The sequence below is a fragment of the Hydrogenophaga flava NBRC 102514 genome (assembly GCF_001571145.1).
GTDB lineage: Bacteria > Pseudomonadota > Gammaproteobacteria > Burkholderiales > Burkholderiaceae_C > Hydrogenophaga > Hydrogenophaga flava.
In genome coordinates, this window is record NZ_BCTF01000011.1 from 43116 (window position 1) to 64402 (window position 21287).

The window sequence follows — 21287 nt, forward strand, 5'->3', positions numbered from 1 at the left end:
TATCGCCGACGTGGCCCAGCGGGCGATCAGCCGGCCAGCGTGGCTTCCATCATGGCCGTGCGCATGGCGAACTCGGGCCAGACCCAGCGCCAGAAGCCGGTCTGCGCCGTTTGCCAACGTTCTGCATCGGCGCCGGGCGTGGCGCCAATGCGGGCCCAGGCCCAGGCCATGAGCAGCAGGGCCACGGCGCGCAGGAAGTCGTCGGCCAGCCAGTGCGGCAGGTCGGCGGGCGCGTCCTTGGCGGTGGCGCGCGGCAGCAGGCGCTCGCGCAGGAAGCTGGCGAAGCCGTCGAGTTGTGTCTTCGCGCGCACCGCCTGTGCGCCGCCGCCGAGTTCGGCGGACAGTTCGCCCAGCAGGGTCAGCAGCGCCGCGCCGCCGTCCGGCAGGGTCTTGCGCAACAGCAGGTCGATGGCCTGGATCTCGTTGGTGCCCTCGTAGATCATGGCCACGCGGGAGTCGCGCACGATCTGCTCGATGCCCCATTCGCGCACGAAACCGTGGCCGCCAAAGACCTGCAGGCAGGCGCTGGCGCCGTGGAAGGCCTGGTCGGTCCAGGCGGCCTTGAGCACCGGCGTCACCAGCGTGCACCAGCGGCTGGCGAGGTCGCGGCGCGCGGTGTCGCCGTGGTGTTTGAGGATGTCGAGTTCCAGCGCGGTGCGGTAGGCGACCACGCGGCCGGCATCGATCCAGGCGCGCTGCGCGTCGAGGATGCGGCGCATGGCGGGGTGCTGTTCGATCAGGTCGGCCTCGCCGGCTTTCGCCGAGCCACCGGGCGCGCGCATCTGGCGCCGCTCCTTCGAGTACGCGTCGGCTTTCTGCCAGGCGGCGTCGAGCAGGCCCACGCCCTGCAGGCCCACGTGCAGGCGCGCGGCGTTCATCATCACGAACATCGCGTTCAGGCCCTTGCCGGGCTCGCCGACGATCCAGCCCGGTGCCTCGTCGAAACGCATCACGCAGGTGGGGCTGCCGTGCAGGCCCATCTTCTCTTCGATGCGCTCGCAGATCACCGCGCTGCGCGTGCCGTCTTCATAGAACTTCGGCACCAGGAACAGCGACAGGCCTTTCGGGCCAGGCGGGCTGTCGGGCAGGCGGGCGAGCACCAGGTGCACGATGTTGTCGGTGAGGTCGTGTTCGCCGCCGGAGATGAAGATCTTGGTGCCGGACAGGGCGTAGCGACCGTCGGCCAGAGGGGCCGCCTTGGTGCGGCACAGGCCGAGGTCCGATCCCGCGTGCGGCTCGGTCAGGCACATGGTGGCCAGCCACTCGCCGGTGGCCACCTTCTCCAGGTAACGTGCCTTCAGCTCGGGCGAGGCGTGGTGCTTGATGCATTCGTAGGCGCCGTGCAGCAGGCCGGGTGCCATGGTCCAGCCGTGGTTGGCGGCGCTCAGGTTCTCGTACAGCATGGCCTCCAGCGCGGCCGGCAGGCCCTGGCCGCCGTCTTCGGTGGCGCAGGCCAGCGACGGCCAGCCCGCCTGCCAGAAGGCCTGGTAGGCGTCGCGGAAACCCGGCGGCATCGTCACCGATCCGGCTTTCCATTGCGCGCCCACCTCGTCGCCCTCGCGGTTCAGCGGGGCGATCACCTCGCCCACGAACTTGCCAGCTTCGTCGGTCACCTGCACCAGCAGATCGCCGTCGAAGTCGGCGTAGGCGGGCAGGGCGGCGAGCTGCTGCGGAGCCTGCAGCACATCGCACAGGATGAAGCGTTGTTCGGCGGGCTGGGGCTGGTAGGCATTCATGGGGCGGTCGGGGCGATGCGTTGCAATGGGGGATTCAGCGGGCGCGGGTTTCCTGCTGGGTCTTGTCGGGCGAACCTTCCAGCCCGGCCAGCAGCGCTTTGTTGCTGCCGGGAATGACCATCTGGAACTTGTTGTCGACCACGGTGTAGTCGTAGTAGCCCATGCGCGCGATGGGCTGGATCTTGAGCACGTCGATCAGGCCGTTGCCGTCGATGTAGTCGTCGTCGATGTGGATGCCGACCACGCGGCCGAACACCACGTCCACCGTGCCCATGGGCGGGCGGCCCGGGAAGCGCACGGTGTTCAGGTACTCGCACTCGAACTGGATCGGCGAGCCCTTGACGCGCTTGGGCTTCACGAGGCGGCTGTCCAGCTTCTCCAGCCCGGCGCGCTCGAACTCGTCGACGCCGGCCGGCAGCTCTTCGGCGCTGACGTTGACCGCCTCGCGCAGCGCATACGTCGCCATGTTCCAGACGAACTGGCCCATCTGTTCGGCGTTGCGCACCGAGTCCTTGCGCTCGCCTTGCGTGCTCTGGTTGGCGCTGAACATGACGATGGGCGGGTCGAAGGTCACGTTCTGGAACTGGCTGTAGGGTGCGAGGTTGTCGCGGCCCTGCGCGTCCACCGTGGAGATCCAGCCGATGGGGCGAGGGATCACGCAGGACTTGAACGGGTCGTGCGGCAGGCCGTGGGGGGTCTTGCCCGGCTCGTAGTACATGGCGGAACTCCGTTCGGTGGACGCGCGGGGAATCAGCGGCAGGCGAAACTGGACGCGTCTTCCATCGGCCCGGACCCCTTGTAGGTCGCGACCGTGGGGTAGGCGCACAGCGGGCGGCTGCGGTTGGGCGCCCAGCTGGCCGGCACCTCGCTGTTGGCGCCGCCGGCGTTGCCCACGCCGCGCGCGGTGGCCAGCACGGCCTGCGGCGCCTGGCCCTGCTCGACCCACTTGACCAGCGGCGAGAGCAGGTCGAACTGGTCGGTGGACGGGCCGCCGCTGCAGTGCGCCATGCCCGGCACCGGGAAGAAGCGCGCGAAGCTGTCGGCCTTGCCGCCCAGCGCCTGGTCCAGGCGCAGCAGCCACTGGCGCGTGTCCTCGGCGGAGAAGATCGCGTCGGCCACGCCGTGGTAGACGATCATCTTTGCGCCGCGGCCCTTGAGCTTGGCCAGGTTCACCGGGTTCTCGTGGCCGGGCGGCGTCATCAGCGACATTCCGGATTCGCGGTAGACCTCGTTGGTGGCGCTGAACATCGGCAGGCGCGCGTTGATGTCGACCTTGAGCGGGTCGAACATGCCCGGCGGCACGCTGAACACGGTGCCGACCGACAGCGGATCGAGCGCGACCGAGTTGGCGAACTTCCAGGTGGCCCAGTTGTCACCGGCCAGGCCCGGATCGAACGGGAAAGCCGAGTAGATCGCCTGGCCCGAGCTGGTGCGGCCACCGGCGAACACACGGGCGACCACGTCCTTCTGCGCCGCGCTCAGGCACTGGCCGTTGCGCTCGCCGGAGCAGGTGGGCACGTCGGTCTTGAGGTTGAACGCCGCCTGGCAGGCCTGCATGGACTGCACCATGCCGTCCTTCGCGCCGTCCAGCGCGTCGCACTTGGCCAGGATGGCGTCGGCCACCAGTTGGCGCTCGGCCTTGGTGAAGGCGCCGCTCAGGTCCGGGATCTTGGCGGTGGGCACCAGCGGGTGCTGGGTGGTGGCGCCGGCCACGGCCAGCGGCGCCCACTGCTGCGCCCCCCAGAGCTGGGCCAGCGCGGCGTTGGGCAGGCGGTAGCCGGGTGCGCCGACCAGGTAGCCGTCGTAGGCCTGGCCGCGCGCAGCCTCGACCAGTGCGTGGCGGCCGCCGTTGGAGCAGCCACCCAGATAGGAGCGGTCCGGCCCCTTGCCGTAGGCGGTGGCGATCAGCGCCTTGGCCATGGGCGTGAGCTTGGCCACCGCCTGGTAGCCGTAGTCCAGCCGCGACTGGGGCTCCAGACCGAAGTAGGGCGTCTGCGGGCCCGAGTGACCGGCGTCGGAGCTGATCACGGCGAAGCCCTGCATCAGCGCACCGGTCAGCGGACCGCCGCCCAGCGCGCCTTCGGCCGGACGCACGTTGCCGTCCAGTCCACCGTTGCCCTGGTAGTAGAAGCGGCCGTTCCAGGCCTTGGGCAGGCGCATCTCGAAGCCGATGGCGTAGTCGCGCCCGTCGCTGCCCTTGCGCTTGTGCATGGACCCCTTGACCAGGCAGTGCTCGGCCACCGGGTTGCCACCCGTGGGCTGCGCCGGTGCGGCACCCTGCGGCAGCGGGCGAGAGTGCTCGTGCCCGCCGAGCCGCAACGTTCCCGCGGCCACCACGGTCGCCGAGTCGATGGCGGTCTGGTCGTGCCGGAAGCTGGCCGCCAGGGTTTCACATTGCTGCAGGGCAGCGCCTTTGGCGATGGTGGATGCGCCGCCAGCGGGCGCCGGGCCCATCTGGGAGCAGGCGCTCAGGGCCAGGGCCGGCAAGGCGACCAGGGCCAGGCGTGCGGATGCGTTCGGATGCTTCATGGGGATGCCTCGTGCAAGGGGTTGGGCGTGCGATGCTGCGATCAGGACTCGGCGGTGAAACCGATCTTCTTGACCAGCGGGCCCCAGAAGTCGAAGTAGTGCTTCATGCTCTTGGCCATCTCCTGAGGCGTGCCACCGACCGGCACCATGGCCGAGAGGGCCAGGCTGTCGATGACGGTCTTTTCCTTGAGCGCGGCGTTGATGGCCTGGTTGGCGTTGGTGATCACCTGGGTCGGTGTCTTGGCCGGCGCGTAGAAGCCGAACCACTCCTCGACCACCAGATCGGGGAAGCCCTGTTCGGCGAAGGTGGGCACTTCGGGCACGAAGGTGGAGCGCTGCTTGCCGGAGGTGGCGATGATGCGCAGCTTGCCCGCCTTGTGGTTGGGCAGGAAGTCGCCATGCGGCGTGAACATCGATGCGAGCGCACCACCGATCACGTCGGTGATGCCCGGGATGGAGCCGCGGTAGGGCACGTGTTTGAGTTCGACGCCGGCCTCGATGCCCAGCAGGGCGCCCAGGAAGTGCGGCGTGGAACCGGCGGCGGGCGAACCGTAGTTGGCCAGGTTGGGGTTGGCCTTGCACCAGGCCAGGTAGTCTTTCACCGTCTTCACCGAGGCCGGCACCATGGGGCCGACGGCCAGGCCGTGCGCCAGCATCGAGGCCATCGCCACCGGCGCCAGGTCCTTGAACGGGTCGTAGCTCAGTTGCTTGTAGATGTGCGGGTAGATCGACATCATCGAATACGGGGTCAGCAGCAGTGTGGACCCGTCGGGCGCGGCGTTCTTCACGGTCTCGACGGCGATGCGGCCGGCCGCGCCGGTCTTGTTCTCCACCACGGCGGCGTTCTTCGTGTAGGCGGTGCCGCCCAGCTTGTCTCCGATGCGACGGCTGGTCACGTCGGCGCTGCCGCCGGCGGGAAAGCCGTTGACGATCTTGACCTGTTCCAGCCCCTGGGCGTGGGCGCTCTGCAGGCCCAGGCTGGCCAGCAGGGTGGAGGCGGCGGACGCCTGGATGAACTGACGGCGGGCAATGCTCATGGTGTTGTCTCCGGTGGTGGTGGTTGAAAAAGCGGACCCTTCTGCGAGGGCTTCGGAATCAGGTGCACAGCGCCCGGATGTCGGGCGGTATCGGGACGGCCTTGATGCGGTCCGGGTTGGCCGGGTCGCGCATGCAGAAGGCACGGGTCTCTTCGCCTTCGCACAGCAGGTCGTCGCCGCGCTTGACGATGTGTTTGTGGATCAGCACCTTCTCGCGCCACTCGGTGACGCTGGTGTGGATCTGCAGGCGTTCGCCGTAGGTGGCGGGCTTGAAGAACTTCGTGTGGATCTCCAGCAGGGGCGTGCCGATGATCCCGGTCGTCTTCTGCAGCTCGCGCCAGGGCGGCACGCCGCACTTCACGAAGAAGTTCAGCGACGAGGCGTCCATCCACTTGCTGAAGTTCGGAAAGAACACGATGCCGGCGGGATCGCAGTCGCCGAACATCACTTCAACTTCATACACAACGGTTTTGGACATAGACGTTTGAGAGAGAAGTGTCTGACCCAGGGCGCCGCGGAACTGGCTCTGCCAGGCCGCCAGCGCCGCCCCCTGGGGGGTGACGCCGCAGGCGGCGCAGGGGGGACTTATCTCAGCGCCATGCGCAGGGCGCCGTCCAGACGGATGACCTCGCCATTGAGGTGGCCGTTGCTCACGATGTGCGCGGCCAACTCGGCGAACTCCTCGGGCTTGCCCAGGCGGTTGGGGAAGGGAATGCTCTTGGCCAGCGACTCCTGCACCGGCTCAGGCAGTTCCTTCATCAGCGGCGTGGCGAACAGGCCGGGGGCGATGGTGCAGACGCGGATGCCGTGCTGCGCCAGGTCGCGCGCCATGGGCAGCGTCATGCCGACCACGCCGGCCTTGGACGCGCTGTAGGCCTGCTGGCCCACCTGGCCGTCGAAGGCCGCCACGCTGGCGGTGAACACCATCACGCCGCGCTCGCCGTCTTCCATCGGGTCGAGCTTGGCGCAGGCCGCTGCGAACAGGCGGGCCGCGTTGTAGGTGCCGATGAGGTTGACGTTGATGACGCGGGCGAAGTCGGCCAGCGGCGCGGCGTTGCCGTCCTTGCCGACCACGCGCTTGGCAGAGCCGATGCCGGCGATCTGCATCAGGATGCGCGCCGGGCCGTGGGCCGCGGCGGCGGCCTCGATGGCGGCCTGCATGCTGGCCTCATCGGAGACGTTGCACTGCACCGCCACACCGCCGATGTCGGCCGCCACGCGCTGCGCGTTCTCCAGGTTCAGGTCGAGCACCGCGACCTTGGCGCCCAGGCGGGCGAGTTCGCGGGCCGTGGCCTCACCGAGGCCGGAGCCACCACCGGTGACGAGGGCGGCGTGTCCTTGGATGTTCATGTGTCGCTCCTGAAGGAAGTGGATTCAGACCGTTGGCTTGAGGATGTAGCGCAGCTCGTCCGCATGCAGCTTGGCCACCGTGTCGGCGCGGTGCGTGAGCACGGCGCGCTGGTTGATCGAGCCCTTGTCGGTGATCTCGCCGCGGTCGATGGTGGGCGGGTCGGCCAGCAGGCACAGGCGCGCGATGCGGTTGGCCGAGCCGGTGGCGTTCTTGGCCAGTTCGTCCACGATCTTCTGGAACTGCGCCAGCACGCCGGGGGTGTCCAGCACGTCGTGCATCGAGGCGTCTGCCGGCAGGCCCGAGAGCTGGCGCACCGCCGCGGTGGGGAACACCATGGCGCCGACTTCCTTCATGTTCAGACCGGTCAGCACCACGTCCTGGATATAGGGCGCACCGGCGGCGATGATCTTGCCGCGCAGCGGGCCGACGCTGACGAAGGTGCCGGTGGCCAGCTTGAAGTCCTCGGCGATGCGGCCGTCGAACTTCAGGCCCTGGTGCACATCGGTCTCGTCGATCCACTTCACCGCGTCGCCGGTCTTGAAGAAGCCTTCGTCGTCGAAGGCCTCGGCGGTTTCCGCGGGCTGGCGCCAGTAGCCGGGTGTGATGTTCGGGCCCTTGTAACGGACCTCGGTCTTGCCCTGCATGTCGACCAGCTTGAGCTCCAGGCCGGGCGTGGGCAGGCCCAGGTCGCCGGCGTTCACGTTGGGGCTGGTGACGAAGATGCCGAACGGGCCGGACTCGGTCATGCCCAGGCCGGTGCCCATGACGATGCGCTCGCCCACCTCACGCTCGGCGCTCTCGAACAGGCTGTCCCAGATCGGCTGGGCCAGGGCGGCGCCGGCGTAGAAGAACATGTTGACCTTGGCCAGCAGCGTCTTGCGCAGCAGGTCGTCGGTCTTCATGGCATCGGCAATCGCCTCGAAGCCGGTCGGCACGTTGAAGTAGACCGTGGGCGAGATCTCGCGCAGGTTGCGCAGGGTCTCGTGCATCAGCGCGGGCGTGGGCTTGCCGTCGTCGATGTAGAGCGTGCCGCCGTGGTAGATCACCATGCCGAAGTTGTGGTTGCCACCGAAGGTGTGGCTCCAGGGCAGCCAGTCGACCAGCACCAGGGGCTTCTCGGCCAGCACCGGCATTGAGGCCGTCATCTGGGCCTGGTTGGCGCACCACATGCGCTGCGTGTTGATCACCGCCTTGGGCAGCTTGGTCGAGCCCGAGGTGAACAGGAACTTGGTGATGGTGTCGGGGCCGGTGGCCGCCATCACGGCGTCGATGGCCGGCGTCGGCTCGGTCGCCATCAGGGCGGCGAACGAGGTTGTGTCGCGGCCCGGCACGGTGCCGTTGGTGCAGACCAGCTCCACGTCATCGGCCACGGTGGCGAGCATGGCGCGGCTGTAGCGCAGCGCGTCGCTGGCGAACACCAGGCCCGGCGTGAGCGTCTTGATGACGTGCTTGAGCTTGTCGTAGTCCTGGCTGACCAGCGAGTAGGCCGGCGAGGTCGGGCACCAGGGGATGCCGGCGTACAGGCAGCCCAGTGCGAGCAGGGCATGTTCGAGATCGTTCTCGCTGAGGATCAGCACCGGGCGCTCGGCCGAGAGGCCACGGTTGAGCAGGCCCTGGCCGATGCGGCGCGCCGCGTCCAGCGCCTGTGCGAAGCTGATGTGCTTCCAGTCGCCGCTGCTGCCGTCGGCGTTCTTGACGCGGCGCGCAAACAGGGTCTGGTCGGGGCGCTCCTTGGCCCAGTGCACCAGCCGGTCGGTCAGGCGCTCGGGGTAGGGGCCCAGGTCCTGGTCGGCGCGCAGGTAGTGCACGCCGGTCTCGCCGTCGCGCAGGATGGCGCGGGTGACGCCGAACTTCAGGGGGCGGTATTTCGCTGTGCTCATGCTTGTCTCCTCGGGTTTTGCGGCACGCCGTAGGTCAGCTCTTCTTGACTTTCGCGGCCTTGCCTTCGAGGAAGGCGCGCACGCGCTCCTTGGCCTCAGGCGCCGACTGCGCGATGGAGGCCATCAGCGCTTCGGTGAACAGGCCGTGGTCGGTCGGCTGCTCGGCGATGCGGGGCAGGGCGTGCATGAGCGCGAAGTTGGTCATGCGCGCGTTGGTGGCAATGCGCGTGGCCAGTTCAATCGCCTTCTCGCGCGCGGTGCCGGTGGGCACCAGGTACTGCGCCAGGCCCACACGCTCGCCGTCGGCGGCGTTGTAGACGCGGCCTGTCAGCATCATGTCGGTCATGCGGGCGGCACCGATCAGCTTGGGCACGCGCACCGCGCCGCCGCCGCCGACAAAGATGCCGCGCGTGCCTTCGGGCAGCGCGTAGAAGGTGGTCTCGTCGGCCACGCGGATGTGGCAGGCGCTGGCCAGCTCCAGGCCGCCGCCCACCACCGCGCCGTGCAGCGCGGCGATCACGGGCACGGTGCCCTTCTCGACGCAGTCCAGCGCCGCGTGCCACATGCGCGAATGAAAGACGCCTTCGGCGGCGTCGCGCTCGCTCAGTTCGGACAGGTCCAGGCCAGCGCAGAAGTGCTCGCCCTCGCCGTCGATCACCGCCGCCTTCACGCTGGCGGGCAGGTTCTGGAAGGCGTCGCGGATGGCCAGGATCAGGCCATCGTTCAGCGCGTTGCGCTTGGCCGGACGGGTCAGGGTGACGATGGCGATTTCCTGTTGCTCGCCGTGCAGCTGTACGCTCAGGTCAGGGTGTTGGGTGGTCATGGTGGTTCGGGTTTTGGAGCTTGTTGGGTGGTGGAATTATTGTTATAAACAATAACCAAATCAAGCAATACCCTGCAACATAGACCCCCGTACTTACCCTAGTCCCACCTTCATAAGGAGACCATGATGGACCACCAGAACCTGATCGCGATCGATATCCACACCCACGCCGAAGTGAGCTGCTGGAACCCGTTCGACAACTACGGCGAAGAGTACGACCGCGCCGCCGACAAGTACTTCGGCAGCAACCGCCGGCCCACCATCGCCGAGACCATCGCCTACTACCGCGAGCGCAAGATCGGCCTGGTGATGTTTACCGTGGACAGCGAGTCCAAGCTGGGCCGCCGCCGCATTCCCAATGAGGAGATCGCCCAGGCCGCGCGCGAGAACAGCGACATGATGATGGCCTTCGCCAGCGTCGATCCGCACAAGGGCAAGATGGGTGCGCGCGAGGCCGAGCGCCTGATCAAGGAAGAGGGCGTCAAGGGCTTCAAGTTCCACCCCACGGTGCAGGGCTACCACCCCTACGACAAGATGGCCTGGCCCATCTACGAAGTCATCAACGCGCACAAGCTGCCGGCCATCTTCCACACCGGCCACAGCGGCATCGGATCGGGCATGCGCTGCGGCGGCGGGCTGCGGCTGGAGTACAGCAACCCGATGCACCTGGACGACGTTGCGATCGACTTCCCCGACATGCAGATCGTCATGGCGCACCCCAGCTTCCCCTGGCAGGACGAGGCGCTGTCGGTGGCCACGCACAAGCCCAACGTCTGGATCGACCTCTCGGGCTGGAGCCCGAAGTACTTCCCCAAGCAACTCGTGCAGTACGCCAACACCCTGCTCAAGGACCGCATCCTGTTCGGCAGCGACTACCCGCTGATCACGCCCGAGCGCTGGATGAAGGACTTCGAGGTCGCCGGCTTCAAGCCCGAGGTGATGCCCGGCATCCTCAAGGGCAACGCCGTGCGCCTGCTCGGCCTGGCCTGATCCGTTTTCCGTTTCTATTTCAACCATCCACCCTCTCAGAAGAAGGAGACAAGACCATGTCCGCATGGAAGTTCAGACTGGCCGCCGCTGCGCTGGCCGCCGCCACCAGCATGGGCGCGTTCGCACAGGAAGTGACGCTGCGCCTGCACCAGTTCCTGCCGCCGCAGGGCACGGTGCCGTCCAAGGCGCTCGTGCCCTGGGCCAAGAAGATCGAAGAAGACTCCAAGGGCCGGATCAAGATCCAGATGTTCCCCTCGATGCAGCTGGGCGGCACGCCGCCGCAGCTGTACGACCAGGCGCGCGATGGTGTGGTGGACATCGTCTGGACGTTGCCGGGTTACACGCCGGGCCGCTTCCCGAAGTCCGAGGTGTTTGAGCTGCCGTTCATCTCCGGCCTGTCGGCCGAAAAAACCTCGCGCGCGCTGTGGGACTACATCCAGAAGAACGCGCTCGACGAGTACAAGGATGTGCACGTTCTCGCGGTCCATACCCATGGCCCGGGCCTGTTCCACACCAAGCAGCCGGTGGTCGGGCTCGAAAGCCTGCGCGGCATGAAGATCCGCGGCGGCACGCGCGTGGTCAACAACATGCTGGTCAAGCTGGGCGCGACCCCGGTGGGCATGCCGGTGACGGGTGTCACGGAAGCCCTGTCCAAGGGCGTTCTGGACGGCACCACGATCCCCTGGGAAGTGGCGCCCGCGCTGAAGGTGCAGGAACTGGTGAAGAACCACACCACCTTCGCCGGTGACCGCGCGCTGTACGTGACCACCTTCGTGGTGGCGATGAACAAGAACGCCTACAACAAGCTGCCGGCCGATCTGAAGAAGGTGATCGACGACAACTCCGGTGCGGAGTTCAGTGCCCTGATCGCGCGCACGCAGGACGTGGGCGACGACGTGGGCCGCAGCCTGGCGCTCAAGAACGGCAACAAGATCACCGAGCTGGAGCTGGCCGAGGTGCAGCGCTGGAAGCGCACCGCCGGTGTGGTGGAGTCAGACTGGATCAAGGAGATGCAGTCCAAGAACGTTGACGGCGCCCGCCTCGTCTCCGAAGCCAAGGCGCTGATCAGCAAGTACGACAAGTAAAACCCCCCTGCGCCGTCTTGCGGCGGCGCGTGGGTGGTTCAGAGGCTGCCCCAGACCTCGCGCGCGGTTTCCACCACCAGCGCGAGCTTCCTGCGCTGGTCTTCCACGGCGATGTTGTTGCCGTGCACGGTGGACGAGAAGCCGCACTGCGGGCTCAGCGCCAGCTGGTCCAGCGGCGCGTACTGCGCAGCCTCGGCGATGCGGCGCTTGAGGTCGTCCTTGCTTTCCAGCTGTCCGAACTTGGTGGTGACCAGACCCAGCACCACGGTCTTGCCGGGCTTGAGGAAGCGCAGCGGACGGAAGTCGCCCGAGCGGTCGTCGTCGTACTCCATGAAATAGGCGTCCAGGTGCATCTCCGAGAGCAGGGCCTCGGCCACCGGTTCGTAGTTGCCGGCCGCCGCGTGGGTGCTCTTGAAGTTGCCGCGGCACAGGTGCATGCACAGCGTCATGCCCGCCGGCTTGCGCGCCACCACCTTGTTGATGAAGGCCGCGTAGCGGTGCGGCAGCTCGTTGGGGTCGTCGCCGCGCTGGCGCGCCGCCTCGCGCATCTTCTCGTCGCAGAGGTAGGCCATGTTGGTGTCGTCCATCTGCACATAGGTGCAGCCCGCGTCGGCCAGGCTCTGCAGCTCGTCGCCGTAGGCCTTGGCCACGTCGTCGTAGAACACCGGGTCCAGCTCGGGGTAGGCCTCCTTGCTGATGCCGGCGCGGCCGCCGCGGAAGTGCAGCATGGTGGGCGAGGGGATGGTGACCTTGGGCACCAGGCCGCTGATGCCCAGCGCCTCGACCTGCGACTTGAGGTACTGGAAGTCGGCCAGCTGGATGTTCTTGGCGTGGCGCACCTTGTCGATCACGCGGATCACCGGCGGTGCCAGCTCCTCGGTGCCGTCGGGCCGCACGATGGTGACCGGGATGTCGGTCTTCACGCCGCCGAGCTGCTCCAGGAAGTCGATGTGGAAGTAGGTGCGGCGGAACTCGCCGTCGGTGATCGACGGCAGGCCCACGTCGGCCTGGAACTTCACGATCTCGGTGATGGCCTTGTCCTCCACGGCGCGCAGCTGCTCGGCCGTGATCGACTTCTTGTTGAAGAACTGGTCGCGCGCTTCCAGCAGGTAGGCCGGGCGCAGGAAGGAGCCGACGTGGTCGGCACGGAACGGGATGCGGGTGCTCATGGTGTCTCCGTGTGGTGGTTGCCAGCGGCATCGTAGCCAACACAGCGGTGTCCTGGCTGGATACAGAGACTCATGGATTTCCCTGATATCGGGTTCTCTCTGAGGGAATTTCTGGGGTTTCTGTATACATTGGGTATCCATGAACACGGTCCGGGACCTTCAAGCCGATGCGGCGCTCGCTGCCACACCCAGCGGTTCTTCCGAGACCGCGCAGGTGCGCGCGCTGCTGCAATTGCGCGAGCTGATCCTCTCGGGCGAACTGCCCGGTGGCACCCGCATCGCCGAGCTGGCCATCGTCGAGCGGCTGGGCATGTCGCGCACCCCGATCCGCGCCGCGCTGGTGCGTCTGGAGCAGGAAGGCCTGCTCGAAGCCCTGCCCAGCGGGGGCTATGTGGTGCAGAGCTTTTCCGAGCGCGACGTGGCCGACGCCATCGAGCTGCGCGGCACGCTCGAAGGCCTGCTGGCCCGGCTGGCGGCCGAACGCGGCGCGCCCCTGGTGGTGCTGGCCGAGGCGCGGCAGTGCCTGGACCGCATCGACGCGCTGCTGACCGCGCCCAAGCTGGACGACGAGGCGTTCTCGGCCTACGTCGCCCTCAACAGCCACTTTCACACGCTGCTCTACGAACTGGCGGACAGCCCCACGATCACGCGCCAGCTGGAGCGCGCCGCCAGCCTGCCGTTCGCCTCGCCCTCGGGCTTCGTGCTGCTGCAGGCGCAGTCCACGCGGGCGCGCGACATGCTCATCGTCGCGCAGGACCAGCACCGGCAGGTGCTGGACGCCATCGAGCAGCGCGAGGGCGCACGCGCCGAGGCCATCATGCGCGAGCACTCGCGGCTGGCGCGCCGCAACCTGGTCGACGTGCTGGCGGCGCACCCTTCCGAACCACTGGCCGGCAACATGCCGGCGATCCGCATGATCCGGCGCCGCCGCTGAACCCATCCATCCCGTTTTTCAACCCAAGGAGACACCCATGAAGCTCATTCCCCGTCGCACCGCCCTGGCCACCCTCGGCGCGGTGGCTGCCCTGGCGACGGCCGGCACCGCGATGGCCCAGACCGTGACGCTGCGCCTGCACCAGATGCTGCCGCCACAGGCCACCATCCCCGCCAAGGCCATCGTGCCCTGGGCACAGAAGGTCGAGGCCGAGTCCGGCGGCAAGATCAAGGTCCAGCTGTTCCACGCCATGCAGCTGGGTGGCGCGCCCCCGCAGCTGTTCGACCAGGCCAAGGACGGCGTGGTCGACATCACCTGGACGGTGCTGGGCTACACCCCCGGCCGCTTCCCCAAGACCGAGGTGTTTGAACTGCCGTTCATGAGCAGCTCGGCCGAGGCCTCGTCCAGGGCCATCCAGGAGTACGTCGAGAAGTTCGCCGCAGACGAGTTCAAGGACGTCAAGCTGATCGCGGTGCACACCCACGGCCCCGGCCTGTTCCACACCAAGCAGCCGGTGGTGGGGCTGGAGTCGCTGCGCGGCATGAAGATCCGCGGCGGCTCGCGCATCATCAACAACATGCTGACCAAGCTGGGGGCCACGCCGGTGGGCATGCCGGTGCCGGCGGTGACCGAAGCCCTGTCCAAGGGCGTGATCGATGGCACCACCATTCCCTGGGAAGTGACGCCTTCGCTGAAGGTGACCGAGCTGGTGAAGAACCACACCACCTTCGCCGGCAAGGAAGGCCTGTACACGCAGACCTTCGCGTTCTCGATGAACAAGGCGTCCTACGAGAAGCTGCCGCCGGACCTGAAGAAGGTGATCGACGACAACTCGGGCCAGGTGGCCGCTGCCCTGTTCGGCAAGGCCATGGACGACGGCGACAAGGCTGGCCGCGAGATCGCGGTCAAGGCCGGCAACAAGATCACCGAGCTGGAGCTTGCCGAGGTGCAGCGCTGGAAGCGCACCGCCTCGACGGTGGAGACCGACTGGGTCAACGAGGTGAAGGCCAAGGGCATTGACGGCGCCAAGCTGGCGTCCGAAGCGCGTGCGCTGATCGCCAAGTACAACAAGTAAGCCGCGCATTCGGCGATCGGATGAGGGGCTGCCGGCGTAGGTCGGCAGCCCCTTGCTGTTCGGGGCCCTCAGGTTTTCGCGGCCTCGGCGTGCAGCCATGACAGGAACGCCTCCACCGCCGGGCGCTTGGCGTGGCGCTCCGGGTAGACGGCGAAATGCGCCTTCACGCGGATGGCCTGGTCCATGCCGAAGGGTGCCTTGAGCTTGCCTTCTTTCAGATGACCGCCGGCGTTCATGGCGCTTTCCAGCGCCACACCCAGGCCCTGTGTGGCCGCGTCCAGCGACATCTGCGCCCGGTCGAAGCGCAGCGCGAAGCGGTCGGGCGCGCGCAGCTTCGTGAAGCGGCCGAACCAGTCGGACCACTGCACGATGCTCACATTGCTCTGGATCAGCGGCACCTCCAGCAGCTGTTCCACCCGCTTGAGCTTGTGCGCCTTGATGAAGGCCGGGCTGGCCAGCGGCACCAGCGACTCGACGAACAGCGGCTCCACCACCAGATCGCCCCACTGCGGGATGCCGTAGCGGATGTCGATGTCGGACTGGCCGAGCGCGAAGTCGCTGGGCGTGTGCGCGGCTGAGAGGTTGAGCGAGATGTCCGGGTAGGCCTGCGCGAAGCGGTGCAGCCGCGGCATGAGCCACAGGCTGGCGATGCTGGGTGCGGAGTGCACGTAGAGGCTGTTGCGGATGCCCTGGCGCAGGTCGTCGGTGGCGGCGGCGATGGCGTTGAGCGCGGCGCCCACATGCAGCCGGTAGTGTTCGCCTGCGGGGCTCAGGCGCACACCGTGCGCGCTGCGCTCGAACAGGCGCACGCCCAGGTGCGCTTCGAGGCGCGAGACCTGGTGACTGATGGCCGAGGCGGTGAGGTGCAGCTCGACCGCGGCCAGCGCGAAGCTGCGGCGCCGGGCCACCGCTTCGAAGGCCTGCAGGTTGGCGATGGGGGGCAAAGCGGCCATGGGGTGAACCCTGCTGTTGAATGACGTTCTGTCATCTTACGCTGACCTTTTATCGCTTGTCATCACCATGACCGGCTTTGAGAATCCGTTCCCAGTACTGTTCAAACCACTGGAGACAAGACTCATGCTGCTCAAGGACAACGTGGCCATCATCACCGGCGGTGCCGGCGTCAACGGCCTGGGTTTCGCCACCGCCCGCCTCATGGCCGCACAAGGCGCGAAAGTCGCGATCCTCGACCTGGAACGCGCCGACCCGGCCGCTGCCGCGGCGCAGATCGGCAACGGCGCCATCGGCATCGTGGCCGACGTGACCGACAAGGCCTCGTGCGAAGCGGCCGCAGCGGCCGTGCTCAAGGCCTTCGGTCGCATCGACACGCTGGTCAACAACGCCGGCATCACGCAGCCGGTGAAGACGCTGGAGATCACCGGCGCCGACTACGACCGCATCCTGGACGTGAGCCTGCGCGGCACGCTTTACATGTCGCAGGCCGTGCTGCCCGCCATGCGCCAGCAGCAGAGCGGCTCCATCGTCTGCATCTCGTCGGTCTCGGCGCAGCGCGGCGGCGGCATCCTGGGCGGTCCGCACTATTCGGCCGCCAAGGCTGGTGTGCTGGGCCTGGCCCGCGCCATGGCGCGCGAGTTCGGCCCGGAGAGCATCCGCGTCAACTGCATCACGCCGGGTCTGATCGGCACCGACATCATCAAGGGCAAGCTGACCGAAGAGAAGAAGGCCGAGATCGCCGAGACGATCCCGCTGGCCCGCCTGGGCCGCGCCGACGACATCGCCGGCGCCTGCGTGTTCCTCGCCAGCCCGCTGTCCACCTATTGCACCGGCATCACGCTCGACGTGAACGGCGGCATGCTCATTCATTGAACCCCCCGCGCCGCCTGCGGCGTCACCCCCCAGGGGGCGGCACTGGCCGTCCGGCAAAGCCGGCTCGGCGGTGCCTCTGGATTTAGAGAACCCTTCACCCACACCAACGGAGACAAACACCATGCAACGCAAGACCTTCACCCGCACCCTGCTGTCCATCGCTGCCCTGGCCGCGGCCCTGCCGCTGGCCGCGCAGGCCCAGGCCACCAAGCTGACCCTGGGCCACGGCGCCGCGCCGGGCAACCCGCGCCACGAGGCCGCCGTCAAGTTCGCCGAGGTGGTCAAGGCGAAGTCGGCCGGCCGCATCGAGGTGCAGGTCGCGCCCTCGGCCCAGCTGGGGGATGACGCCGCCATGGTGACCGCCGTGCGCACCGGTGCGCTGGATATGACCGCCAACTCGCAGGGCGCCGTGTCGGTGGCCGTGCCCGAGTACGCGGCCTACGGCATGCCCTTCATGTTCTCCTCGCCCGAACAGGCCTTCAAGCTGCTGGACGGCCCGCTGGGCCAGGAGCTGGCGCAGAAGTCGGCCGAGAAGGGCATGGTGGTGCTGGGCTACTGGGACAACGGCATCCGCCACATGACCAGCAGCAAGCGCCCCATCAGCAAGGTGGAAGACATGAAGGGCCTGAAGATGCGCACCCCGCCGGATGCGGTGCTGGTGGACATCATGCAGGCGCTGGGCGCCGAGGCGCAGCAGATCAAGTTCGCCGAGCTGTACGTCGCGCTGCAGCAGGGCGTGGTAGACGGCCAGGAGAACCCGCTGGTCAACATCCACGCCAGCAAGCTCTACGAGGTGCAGAAGCACCTGGCACTGACCAGCCACATGTTCCAGATGACGCCCTTCCTGATGAGCAAGCGCACCTGGGACCGCCTGTCCGACGCCGACAAGAAGGCTGTGCAGGACGCCGCCGCCGAAGCCACCGCGCTGCAGCGCAAGCTCTCGGCCGACGCCGACGCCAAGCTGCTGGACGACCTGAAGGCCAAGGGCGTGCAGGTGACGACGGTGGACAAGGCCGCGTTTGCCAAGGCCACGGCCGCGGTGGACGACAAGTGGCTGGCCACGCCCATCGGCCCGTACCTGAAGAAGGTCATCGCCGCCGCGCGTTGAAGACGGCACCGATCGCCCAAGGAGCTTTCCCATGAACCTGATCGAGCGCGCCGTTGTCGGCCTGTGCCGGCTGATGCTGTGGATCAGCACGACCGTCATCTTCGTGATCCTGGTGGTCAACACCGTGCTGCGCTACGCCACCGGCAGCAGCCTGCAGTGGGCCAACGAAGTGCCCGAGCTGCTGTTCCCCTGGCTGGTCATGTCGGGCGTGGTGCTGGCTGCGGCGCACGGCGCCCACATCACCACCAGCTTCCTGATGGACGCGGTGCCCGCCACCGTGCGCCGCTGGACCGCGATCGGCACCTGGCTGGTGGTGGCGGCGCTGTACGCCACGCTGTCCTGGTCCACCTTCCAGATGCTGGAGATCGTGCACGACGAGAAGTCGCCCATCCTGCAGGTGCCCGGTTCACTCACCTACGGCTGCGTCATGGCCGGCCTGCTGATGCTGGGCCTGCTGGCGATCAAGTCGGCCTGGAACGCCTGGACCACCCCGCCGGTGGAACACGACCCGAACGCCGAGCAGGCCGTGCCGGAAGCGCACTGGTAAGCCGCCACAGCCCACGTCAAGGAACCCGCCATGAGCGCCCTCATCCTGTTCGTCTTTCTCGGTGCGGCCGTGCTGGCCGTGCCCATCGCCCACGCCCTGCTGGTGGCCGCCATGGCCGCCGCAGCCACCTCCGACCGCGTGCCGCTCGACCTGCTGGTGCAGCAGATGGTGGCGCAGGTGCAGAGCTTCCCGCTGATCGCCATCCCCTTCTTCATGCTCACTGGCTCGCTGATGATGGGCGGTCGCCTGGGCGCCGCGCTGGTCGGCGTGCTGTCCACGCTGATCGGCCGCTTCCACGGCGGCCCGGCGCAGGTGGGCGTGCTCTCGTCCACGCTGTTCGGTGGTGTGTCCGGCTCGGCCGTTGCCGACGCCTCGGCCATCGGTTCGTTGCTGATCCCCTGGCACAAGCGCCTGGGCTACCCGCCGGCCTTCTCGGCCGCCACGCTGGCGGCGGCCGCCACCATCGACATCCTGATCCCGCCCTCGATCCCGATGATCCTGTTCGCTCTGACGGCCAACGCCTCCATCGCGGCGCTATTCGTCGCCGGCATCCTGCCGGGCATCCTGATGTGCGGCGGCTTCATGTTCATGTGCTGGTTCGTGGGCAAACGCCGCAACTTCCCGCGCGACACCACGCCCATCGACTGGAGCACCTTCCGCACCCACCTGCTGTACGCCTCGCCCGCGCTGCTGCTGCCGGTGCTGATCGTGCTGTTCCTGCGCTTCGGCATCGCCACACCGACCGAGGTGGCCGTGTTGTCCACGCTGTACGCCGGTGTCGTCTCGGTGGTGGTCTACCGCGACCTCTCGTTCAAGCGCCTGAACGACGCCGTGGTCTCTGCCGGCCTGGCCACCGGGGTGGTGCTGCTGGTGATCATGGCCTCGGCCGCCATCGGCTGGCTGCTGACCTACGACCAGATGCCCAGCGGCGTGGCCCAGTGGATCACCGACAACGTGCACCAGGACTGGATCGTGATCCTGATCATGAACCTGCTGATGCTGTTCATCGGCATGTTCATCGACCTGCCCGCCGCCGTGCTGCTGCTGACCCCCGTGTTCCTGCCGCTGGCGCAGAGCATCGGCATGGACCCGGTGCAACTGGGGATCATGATGGTGGTGAACCTGGCCGTCGGCCTCTACACCCCGCCGGTGGGCACCACGCTGTTCATCACCTCGGCGCTGGCCAAGGTCAAGGTGGGCCAGACGGTGCGCGAACTCGGGCCGTTCTACCTCGTGGCCTTCCTGGTCCTGGCGCTGGTCTCTTACGTGCCGGCATCGATCCTTCGCTGACCCCCAACCCCTTCCGCTTTCACACAGGAGATTTCCATGACTTCCGCCGCAGACAAACTGCCGGCGCTGGCCCGGTGCGCCCATCGCATCCGCCGCTACGCCGTCCGCATGGGTGAGGTTCAGGGCCAGGGCTACATCGGCCAGGCGCTGGGCTGGGCCGACGTGCTGGCCGTGGCCTACGGCCACGCGCTCACCCTGCAACCGCAGAACCCCGAATGGGAAGGCCGCGACCGCTTCCTGCTCTCGCACGGCCACTACGCCATCGCCCACTACGCGGCGCTGATCGAGGCCGGCGTGATTCCGCAGGAGGAACTCGAAACCTACGGCAGCGACGACAGCCGCCTGCCCATGAGCGGCATGGCCACCTACACGCCGGGCATGGAAATCTCTGGTGGCTCGCTGGGCCAGGGCCTGGTCATTGGCGTGGGCATGGCGCTGGGCCTCAAGCAGAAGAAGAACCCGGCCTTCGTCTACAACTCCATGAGCGACGGCGAGCTGGACGAAGGATCGACCTGGGAAGCCGCCATGTCGGCCGCGCACCACCAGCTCGACAACCTGATCTGCCTGGTCGACATCAACAACCAGCAGGCCGACGGCCCCAGCAGCAAGATCCTCGGCTTCGAGCCGCTGGCCGACAAGTGGGCCGCCTTCGGCTGGCACGTGCAGCGCATCGACGGCAACGATCTGGCCGCTGTGCTGGATGCCTTTGACACCGCGCGCAACCTCAAGGAAGCCAAGCCGCGCGTGATCCTGTTCAACACGCTGATGGGCAAGGGCGTGCCCTTCCTGGAAACGCGCGACAAGAACCACTTCATCCGCGTCGATCCGCCCGAGTGGCAGCAGGCCCTCGCCATCCTCGACCAGAACGCCCCCGAAGGAGCCGCCGCATGAACACCGCCGTCGAAAAGAAACCGCGCCTGACCACCTCCGCCATGATCGCGTCCATCGCGGGTGAGGGGCAGCGCGTCAAGGCCGCGCCGTTCGGCAAGGCCCTGGTGGAACTGGCCGCCAAACGCCCCGAAATCGTGGGCATGACCGCCGACCTGGCCAAGTACACCGACCTGCACCTGTTCGCGCAGGCCTACCCCGAGCGCTTCTACCAGATGGGCATGGCCGAACAGCTGCTGATGGGCGCGGCCGGCGGCATGGCCAAGGAAGGGCTGATTCCGTTCGCCACCACCTACGCGGTGTTCGGCACGCGCCGCGCCTACGACTTCATCCACCAGGTGATCGCCGAAGAGAACCTGAACGTGAAGATGTGCCTGGCCCTGCCCGGCCTGACCACCGGCTACGGCCCCAGCCACCAGGCCACCGAAGACATCGCCATGATGCGCGGCATCCCCGGCCTGACCATCATCGACCCCTGCGACGCGCTCGACATCGAACAGGCCGTGCCGCAGATGGCGGATCACAACGGCCCGGTCTACATGCGCCTGCTGCGCGGCAACGTGCCGTTGGTGCTGGACGAATACGACTACCGCTTCGAGCTGGGCAAGGCCAAACGTCTGGTGGACGGTGACGAGGTGCTGATCATCTCCAGCGGCTTCATGACCATGCGCGCGCTCGAAGTGGCCAAGGCACTGCAGGCCGACAACATCGGCGTGGCCGTGCTGCACTGCCCGACCATCAAGCCGCTGGACGAAGCAACCATCCTCGCCGAGGTGCAACGCAAGTCGCGCCTGGTGGTGGTGGCCGAGAACCACTCGGTGGTCGGCGGCCTGGGAGAGGCGGTGGCCGGCTCGCTGCTGCAGAACGGTGTGGCACCGGCGAAATTCCGTCTCGCTGGTCTGCCCGACGCCTACCTGGACGCTGGCGCACTCCCCACGCTGCACGACCGCTACGGCATCAGCACCGGGGTGCTGAGCCAGCGCGTCAAGACCTGGCTGGGCTGAGATCCGAAGGTGGC

General features: G+C 67.7%; 20 protein-coding genes. 10 read left to right on the forward strand and 10 right to left on the reverse strand.

The window, feature by feature from the left end; translation table 11 throughout:
- Nucleotides 1-26 precede the first annotated feature (26 nt).
- The 8 genes from HFL01S_RS11160 to HFL01S_RS11195 all read right to left on the reverse strand — a co-directional run bounded on the left by HFL01S_RS11160 (nucleotide 27) and on the right by HFL01S_RS11195 (nucleotide 9356).
- Nucleotides 27-1736 carry an acyl-CoA dehydrogenase family protein gene (locus HFL01S_RS11160; protein WP_066258388.1) on the reverse strand — a complete coding sequence of 570 codons (1710 nt, stop codon included), beginning with the start codon at nucleotides 1734-1736 and terminating at the stop codon, nucleotides 27-29.
- 34 nt (nucleotides 1737-1770) lie between these two features.
- Nucleotides 1771-2454 carry a flavin reductase family protein gene (locus HFL01S_RS11165; RefSeq protein ID WP_066258391.1) on the reverse strand — a complete coding sequence of 228 codons (684 nt, stop codon included), beginning with the start codon at nucleotides 2452-2454 and terminating at the stop codon, nucleotides 1771-1773.
- A 32-nt stretch (nucleotides 2455-2486) separates the two neighbouring features.
- Nucleotides 2487-4265: a tannase/feruloyl esterase family alpha/beta hydrolase gene (locus HFL01S_RS11170; RefSeq protein WP_066258393.1), complete on the reverse strand. Its 1779-nt coding sequence runs from the start codon at nucleotides 4263-4265 to the stop codon at nucleotides 2487-2489.
- 41 nt (nucleotides 4266-4306) lie between these two features.
- Nucleotides 4307-5302, reverse strand: a complete 996-nt coding sequence (locus HFL01S_RS11175) for a Bug family tripartite tricarboxylate transporter substrate binding protein (protein WP_066258395.1) — start codon at nucleotides 5300-5302, stop codon at nucleotides 4307-4309.
- A gap of 58 nt (nucleotides 5303-5360) precedes the next feature.
- Nucleotides 5361-5780, reverse strand: a complete 420-nt coding sequence (locus HFL01S_RS11180) for an acyl-CoA thioesterase (protein WP_066258399.1) — start codon at nucleotides 5778-5780, stop codon at nucleotides 5361-5363.
- A gap of 107 nt (nucleotides 5781-5887) precedes the next feature.
- Complete coding sequence (locus HFL01S_RS11185; protein WP_066258401.1) at nucleotides 5888-6652, reverse strand: SDR family NAD(P)-dependent oxidoreductase; 765 nt, start codon at nucleotides 6650-6652, stop codon at nucleotides 5888-5890.
- A gap of 24 nt (nucleotides 6653-6676) precedes the next feature.
- Nucleotides 6677-8533, reverse strand: a complete 1857-nt coding sequence (locus tag HFL01S_RS11190; RefSeq protein WP_066258403.1) for a feruloyl-CoA synthase — start codon at nucleotides 8531-8533, stop codon at nucleotides 6677-6679.
- Nucleotides 8534-8567: 34 nt separating this feature from the next.
- Nucleotides 8568-9356 carry a crotonase/enoyl-CoA hydratase family protein gene (locus tag HFL01S_RS11195; RefSeq protein ID WP_066258405.1) on the reverse strand — a complete coding sequence of 263 codons (789 nt, stop codon included), beginning with the start codon at nucleotides 9354-9356 and terminating at the stop codon, nucleotides 8568-8570.
- A 126-nt stretch (nucleotides 9357-9482) separates the two neighbouring features.
- On the opposite strand from HFL01S_RS11195, the gene HFL01S_RS11200 reads away from it, so the two are divergent.
- Both HFL01S_RS11200 and HFL01S_RS11205 read left to right on the forward strand, forming a co-directional pair.
- The gene (locus HFL01S_RS11200) at nucleotides 9483-10346 is read left to right on the forward strand and encodes an amidohydrolase family protein (protein WP_066258408.1); all 864 of its coding nucleotides are present in this window, start codon (nucleotides 9483-9485) and stop codon (nucleotides 10344-10346) included.
- A gap of 56 nt (nucleotides 10347-10402) precedes the next feature.
- The gene (locus HFL01S_RS11205; protein ID WP_066258410.1) at nucleotides 10403-11431 is read left to right on the forward strand and encodes a TRAP transporter substrate-binding protein; all 1029 of its coding nucleotides are present in this window, start codon (nucleotides 10403-10405) and stop codon (nucleotides 11429-11431) included.
- 38 nt (nucleotides 11432-11469) lie between these two features.
- Here the strand turns inward: HFL01S_RS11205 and HFL01S_RS11210 are convergent, their stop codons facing one another.
- Complete coding sequence (locus tag HFL01S_RS11210; RefSeq protein ID WP_066258411.1) at nucleotides 11470-12600, reverse strand: 5-methyltetrahydropteroyltriglutamate--homocysteine S-methyltransferase; 1131 nt, start codon at nucleotides 12598-12600, stop codon at nucleotides 11470-11472.
- Nucleotides 12601-12739: 139 nt separating this feature from the next.
- On the opposite strand from HFL01S_RS11210, the gene HFL01S_RS11215 reads away from it, so the two are divergent.
- Both HFL01S_RS11215 and HFL01S_RS11220 read left to right on the forward strand, forming a co-directional pair.
- Complete coding sequence (locus tag HFL01S_RS11215; protein WP_066258413.1) at nucleotides 12740-13534, forward strand: GntR family transcriptional regulator; 795 nt, start codon at nucleotides 12740-12742, stop codon at nucleotides 13532-13534.
- Nucleotides 13535-13571: 37 nt separating this feature from the next.
- A complete protein-coding gene (locus tag HFL01S_RS11220) occupies nucleotides 13572-14609 on the forward strand; it encodes a TRAP transporter substrate-binding protein (RefSeq protein WP_066258415.1) in 1038 nt (345 codons plus the stop codon).
- 68 nt (nucleotides 14610-14677) lie between these two features.
- On the opposite strand, the gene HFL01S_RS11225 is transcribed toward HFL01S_RS11220, so the two are convergent.
- Nucleotides 14678-15562 carry a LysR substrate-binding domain-containing protein gene (locus HFL01S_RS11225; RefSeq protein ID WP_066258417.1) on the reverse strand — a complete coding sequence of 295 codons (885 nt, stop codon included), beginning with the start codon at nucleotides 15560-15562 and terminating at the stop codon, nucleotides 14678-14680.
- A 124-nt stretch (nucleotides 15563-15686) separates the two neighbouring features.
- Here HFL01S_RS11225 and HFL01S_RS11230 point away from each other — a divergent pair, with 124 nt between their 5' ends.
- The 6 genes from HFL01S_RS11230 to HFL01S_RS11255 all read left to right on the forward strand — a co-directional run bounded on the left by HFL01S_RS11230 (nucleotide 15687) and on the right by HFL01S_RS11255 (nucleotide 21273).
- Complete coding sequence (locus tag HFL01S_RS11230) at nucleotides 15687-16436, forward strand: SDR family NAD(P)-dependent oxidoreductase (RefSeq protein ID WP_066258419.1); 750 nt, start codon at nucleotides 15687-15689, stop codon at nucleotides 16434-16436.
- Nucleotides 16437-16557: 121 nt separating this feature from the next.
- Nucleotides 16558-17544: a TRAP transporter substrate-binding protein gene (locus HFL01S_RS11235; RefSeq protein WP_066258422.1), complete on the forward strand. Its 987-nt coding sequence runs from the start codon at nucleotides 16558-16560 to the stop codon at nucleotides 17542-17544.
- Between the two features lie 31 nt (nucleotides 17545-17575).
- On the forward strand, nucleotides 17576-18091 hold the full coding sequence (locus tag HFL01S_RS11240) for a TRAP transporter small permease (RefSeq protein ID WP_066258424.1): 516 nt from the start codon (nucleotides 17576-17578) through the stop codon (nucleotides 18089-18091).
- A 30-nt stretch (nucleotides 18092-18121) separates the two neighbouring features.
- On the forward strand, nucleotides 18122-19381 hold the full coding sequence (locus tag HFL01S_RS11245; RefSeq protein ID WP_066258426.1) for a TRAP transporter large permease: 1260 nt from the start codon (nucleotides 18122-18124) through the stop codon (nucleotides 19379-19381).
- 36 nt (nucleotides 19382-19417) lie between these two features.
- Entirely contained in the window at nucleotides 19418-20272 is an 855-nt protein-coding gene (locus HFL01S_RS11250) for a transketolase (protein WP_066258428.1), read from the forward strand.
- Nucleotides 20269-21273, forward strand: a complete 1005-nt coding sequence (locus HFL01S_RS11255) for a transketolase family protein (protein WP_066258431.1) — start codon at nucleotides 20269-20271, stop codon at nucleotides 21271-21273. Before HFL01S_RS11250 ends, HFL01S_RS11255 begins: the two co-directional genes overlap by 4 nt.
- Nucleotides 21274-21287 lie beyond the last annotated feature (14 nt).

Bases quoted from the DNA above. Each gene is read 5' to 3' on its own strand.
- HFL01S_RS11160 (WP_066258388.1), bottom strand. From the start codon at position 1,736: ATGAATGCCTACCAGCCCCAGCCCGCCGAACAACGCTTCATCCTGTGC.
- HFL01S_RS11165 (WP_066258391.1), bottom strand. From the start codon at position 2,454: ATGTACTACGAGCCGGGCAAGACCCCCCACGGCCTGCCGCACGACCCG.
- HFL01S_RS11170 (WP_066258393.1), bottom strand. From the start codon at position 4,265: ATGAAGCATCCGAACGCATCCGCACGCCTGGCCCTGGTCGCCTTGCCG.
- HFL01S_RS11175 (WP_066258395.1), bottom strand. From the start codon at position 5,302: ATGAGCATTGCCCGCCGTCAGTTCATCCAGGCGTCCGCCGCCTCCACC.
- HFL01S_RS11180 (WP_066258399.1), bottom strand. From the start codon at position 5,780: ATGTCCAAAACCGTTGTGTATGAAGTTGAAGTGATGTTCGGCGACTGC.
- HFL01S_RS11185 (WP_066258401.1), bottom strand. From the start codon at position 6,652: ATGAACATCCAAGGACACGCCGCCCTCGTCACCGGTGGTGGCTCCGGC.
- HFL01S_RS11190 (WP_066258403.1), bottom strand. From the start codon at position 8,533: ATGAGCACAGCGAAATACCGCCCCCTGAAGTTCGGCGTCACCCGCGCC.
- HFL01S_RS11195 (WP_066258405.1), bottom strand. From the start codon at position 9,356: ATGACCACCCAACACCCTGACCTGAGCGTACAGCTGCACGGCGAGCAA.
- HFL01S_RS11200 (WP_066258408.1), top strand. From the start codon at position 9,483: ATGGACCACCAGAACCTGATCGCGATCGATATCCACACCCACGCCGAA.
- HFL01S_RS11205 (WP_066258410.1), top strand. From the start codon at position 10,403: ATGTCCGCATGGAAGTTCAGACTGGCCGCCGCTGCGCTGGCCGCCGCC.
- HFL01S_RS11210 (WP_066258411.1), bottom strand. From the start codon at position 12,600: ATGAGCACCCGCATCCCGTTCCGTGCCGACCACGTCGGCTCCTTCCTG.
- HFL01S_RS11215 (WP_066258413.1), top strand. From the start codon at position 12,740: ATGAACACGGTCCGGGACCTTCAAGCCGATGCGGCGCTCGCTGCCACA.
- HFL01S_RS11220 (WP_066258415.1), top strand. From the start codon at position 13,572: ATGAAGCTCATTCCCCGTCGCACCGCCCTGGCCACCCTCGGCGCGGTG.
- HFL01S_RS11225 (WP_066258417.1), bottom strand. From the start codon at position 15,562: ATGGCCGCTTTGCCCCCCATCGCCAACCTGCAGGCCTTCGAAGCGGTG.
- HFL01S_RS11230 (WP_066258419.1), top strand. From the start codon at position 15,687: ATGCTGCTCAAGGACAACGTGGCCATCATCACCGGCGGTGCCGGCGTC.
- HFL01S_RS11235 (WP_066258422.1), top strand. From the start codon at position 16,558: ATGCAACGCAAGACCTTCACCCGCACCCTGCTGTCCATCGCTGCCCTG.
- HFL01S_RS11240 (WP_066258424.1), top strand. From the start codon at position 17,576: ATGAACCTGATCGAGCGCGCCGTTGTCGGCCTGTGCCGGCTGATGCTG.
- HFL01S_RS11245 (WP_066258426.1), top strand. From the start codon at position 18,122: ATGAGCGCCCTCATCCTGTTCGTCTTTCTCGGTGCGGCCGTGCTGGCC.
- HFL01S_RS11250 (WP_066258428.1), top strand. From the start codon at position 19,418: ATGACTTCCGCCGCAGACAAACTGCCGGCGCTGGCCCGGTGCGCCCAT.
- HFL01S_RS11255 (WP_066258431.1), top strand. From the start codon at position 20,269: ATGAACACCGCCGTCGAAAAGAAACCGCGCCTGACCACCTCCGCCATG.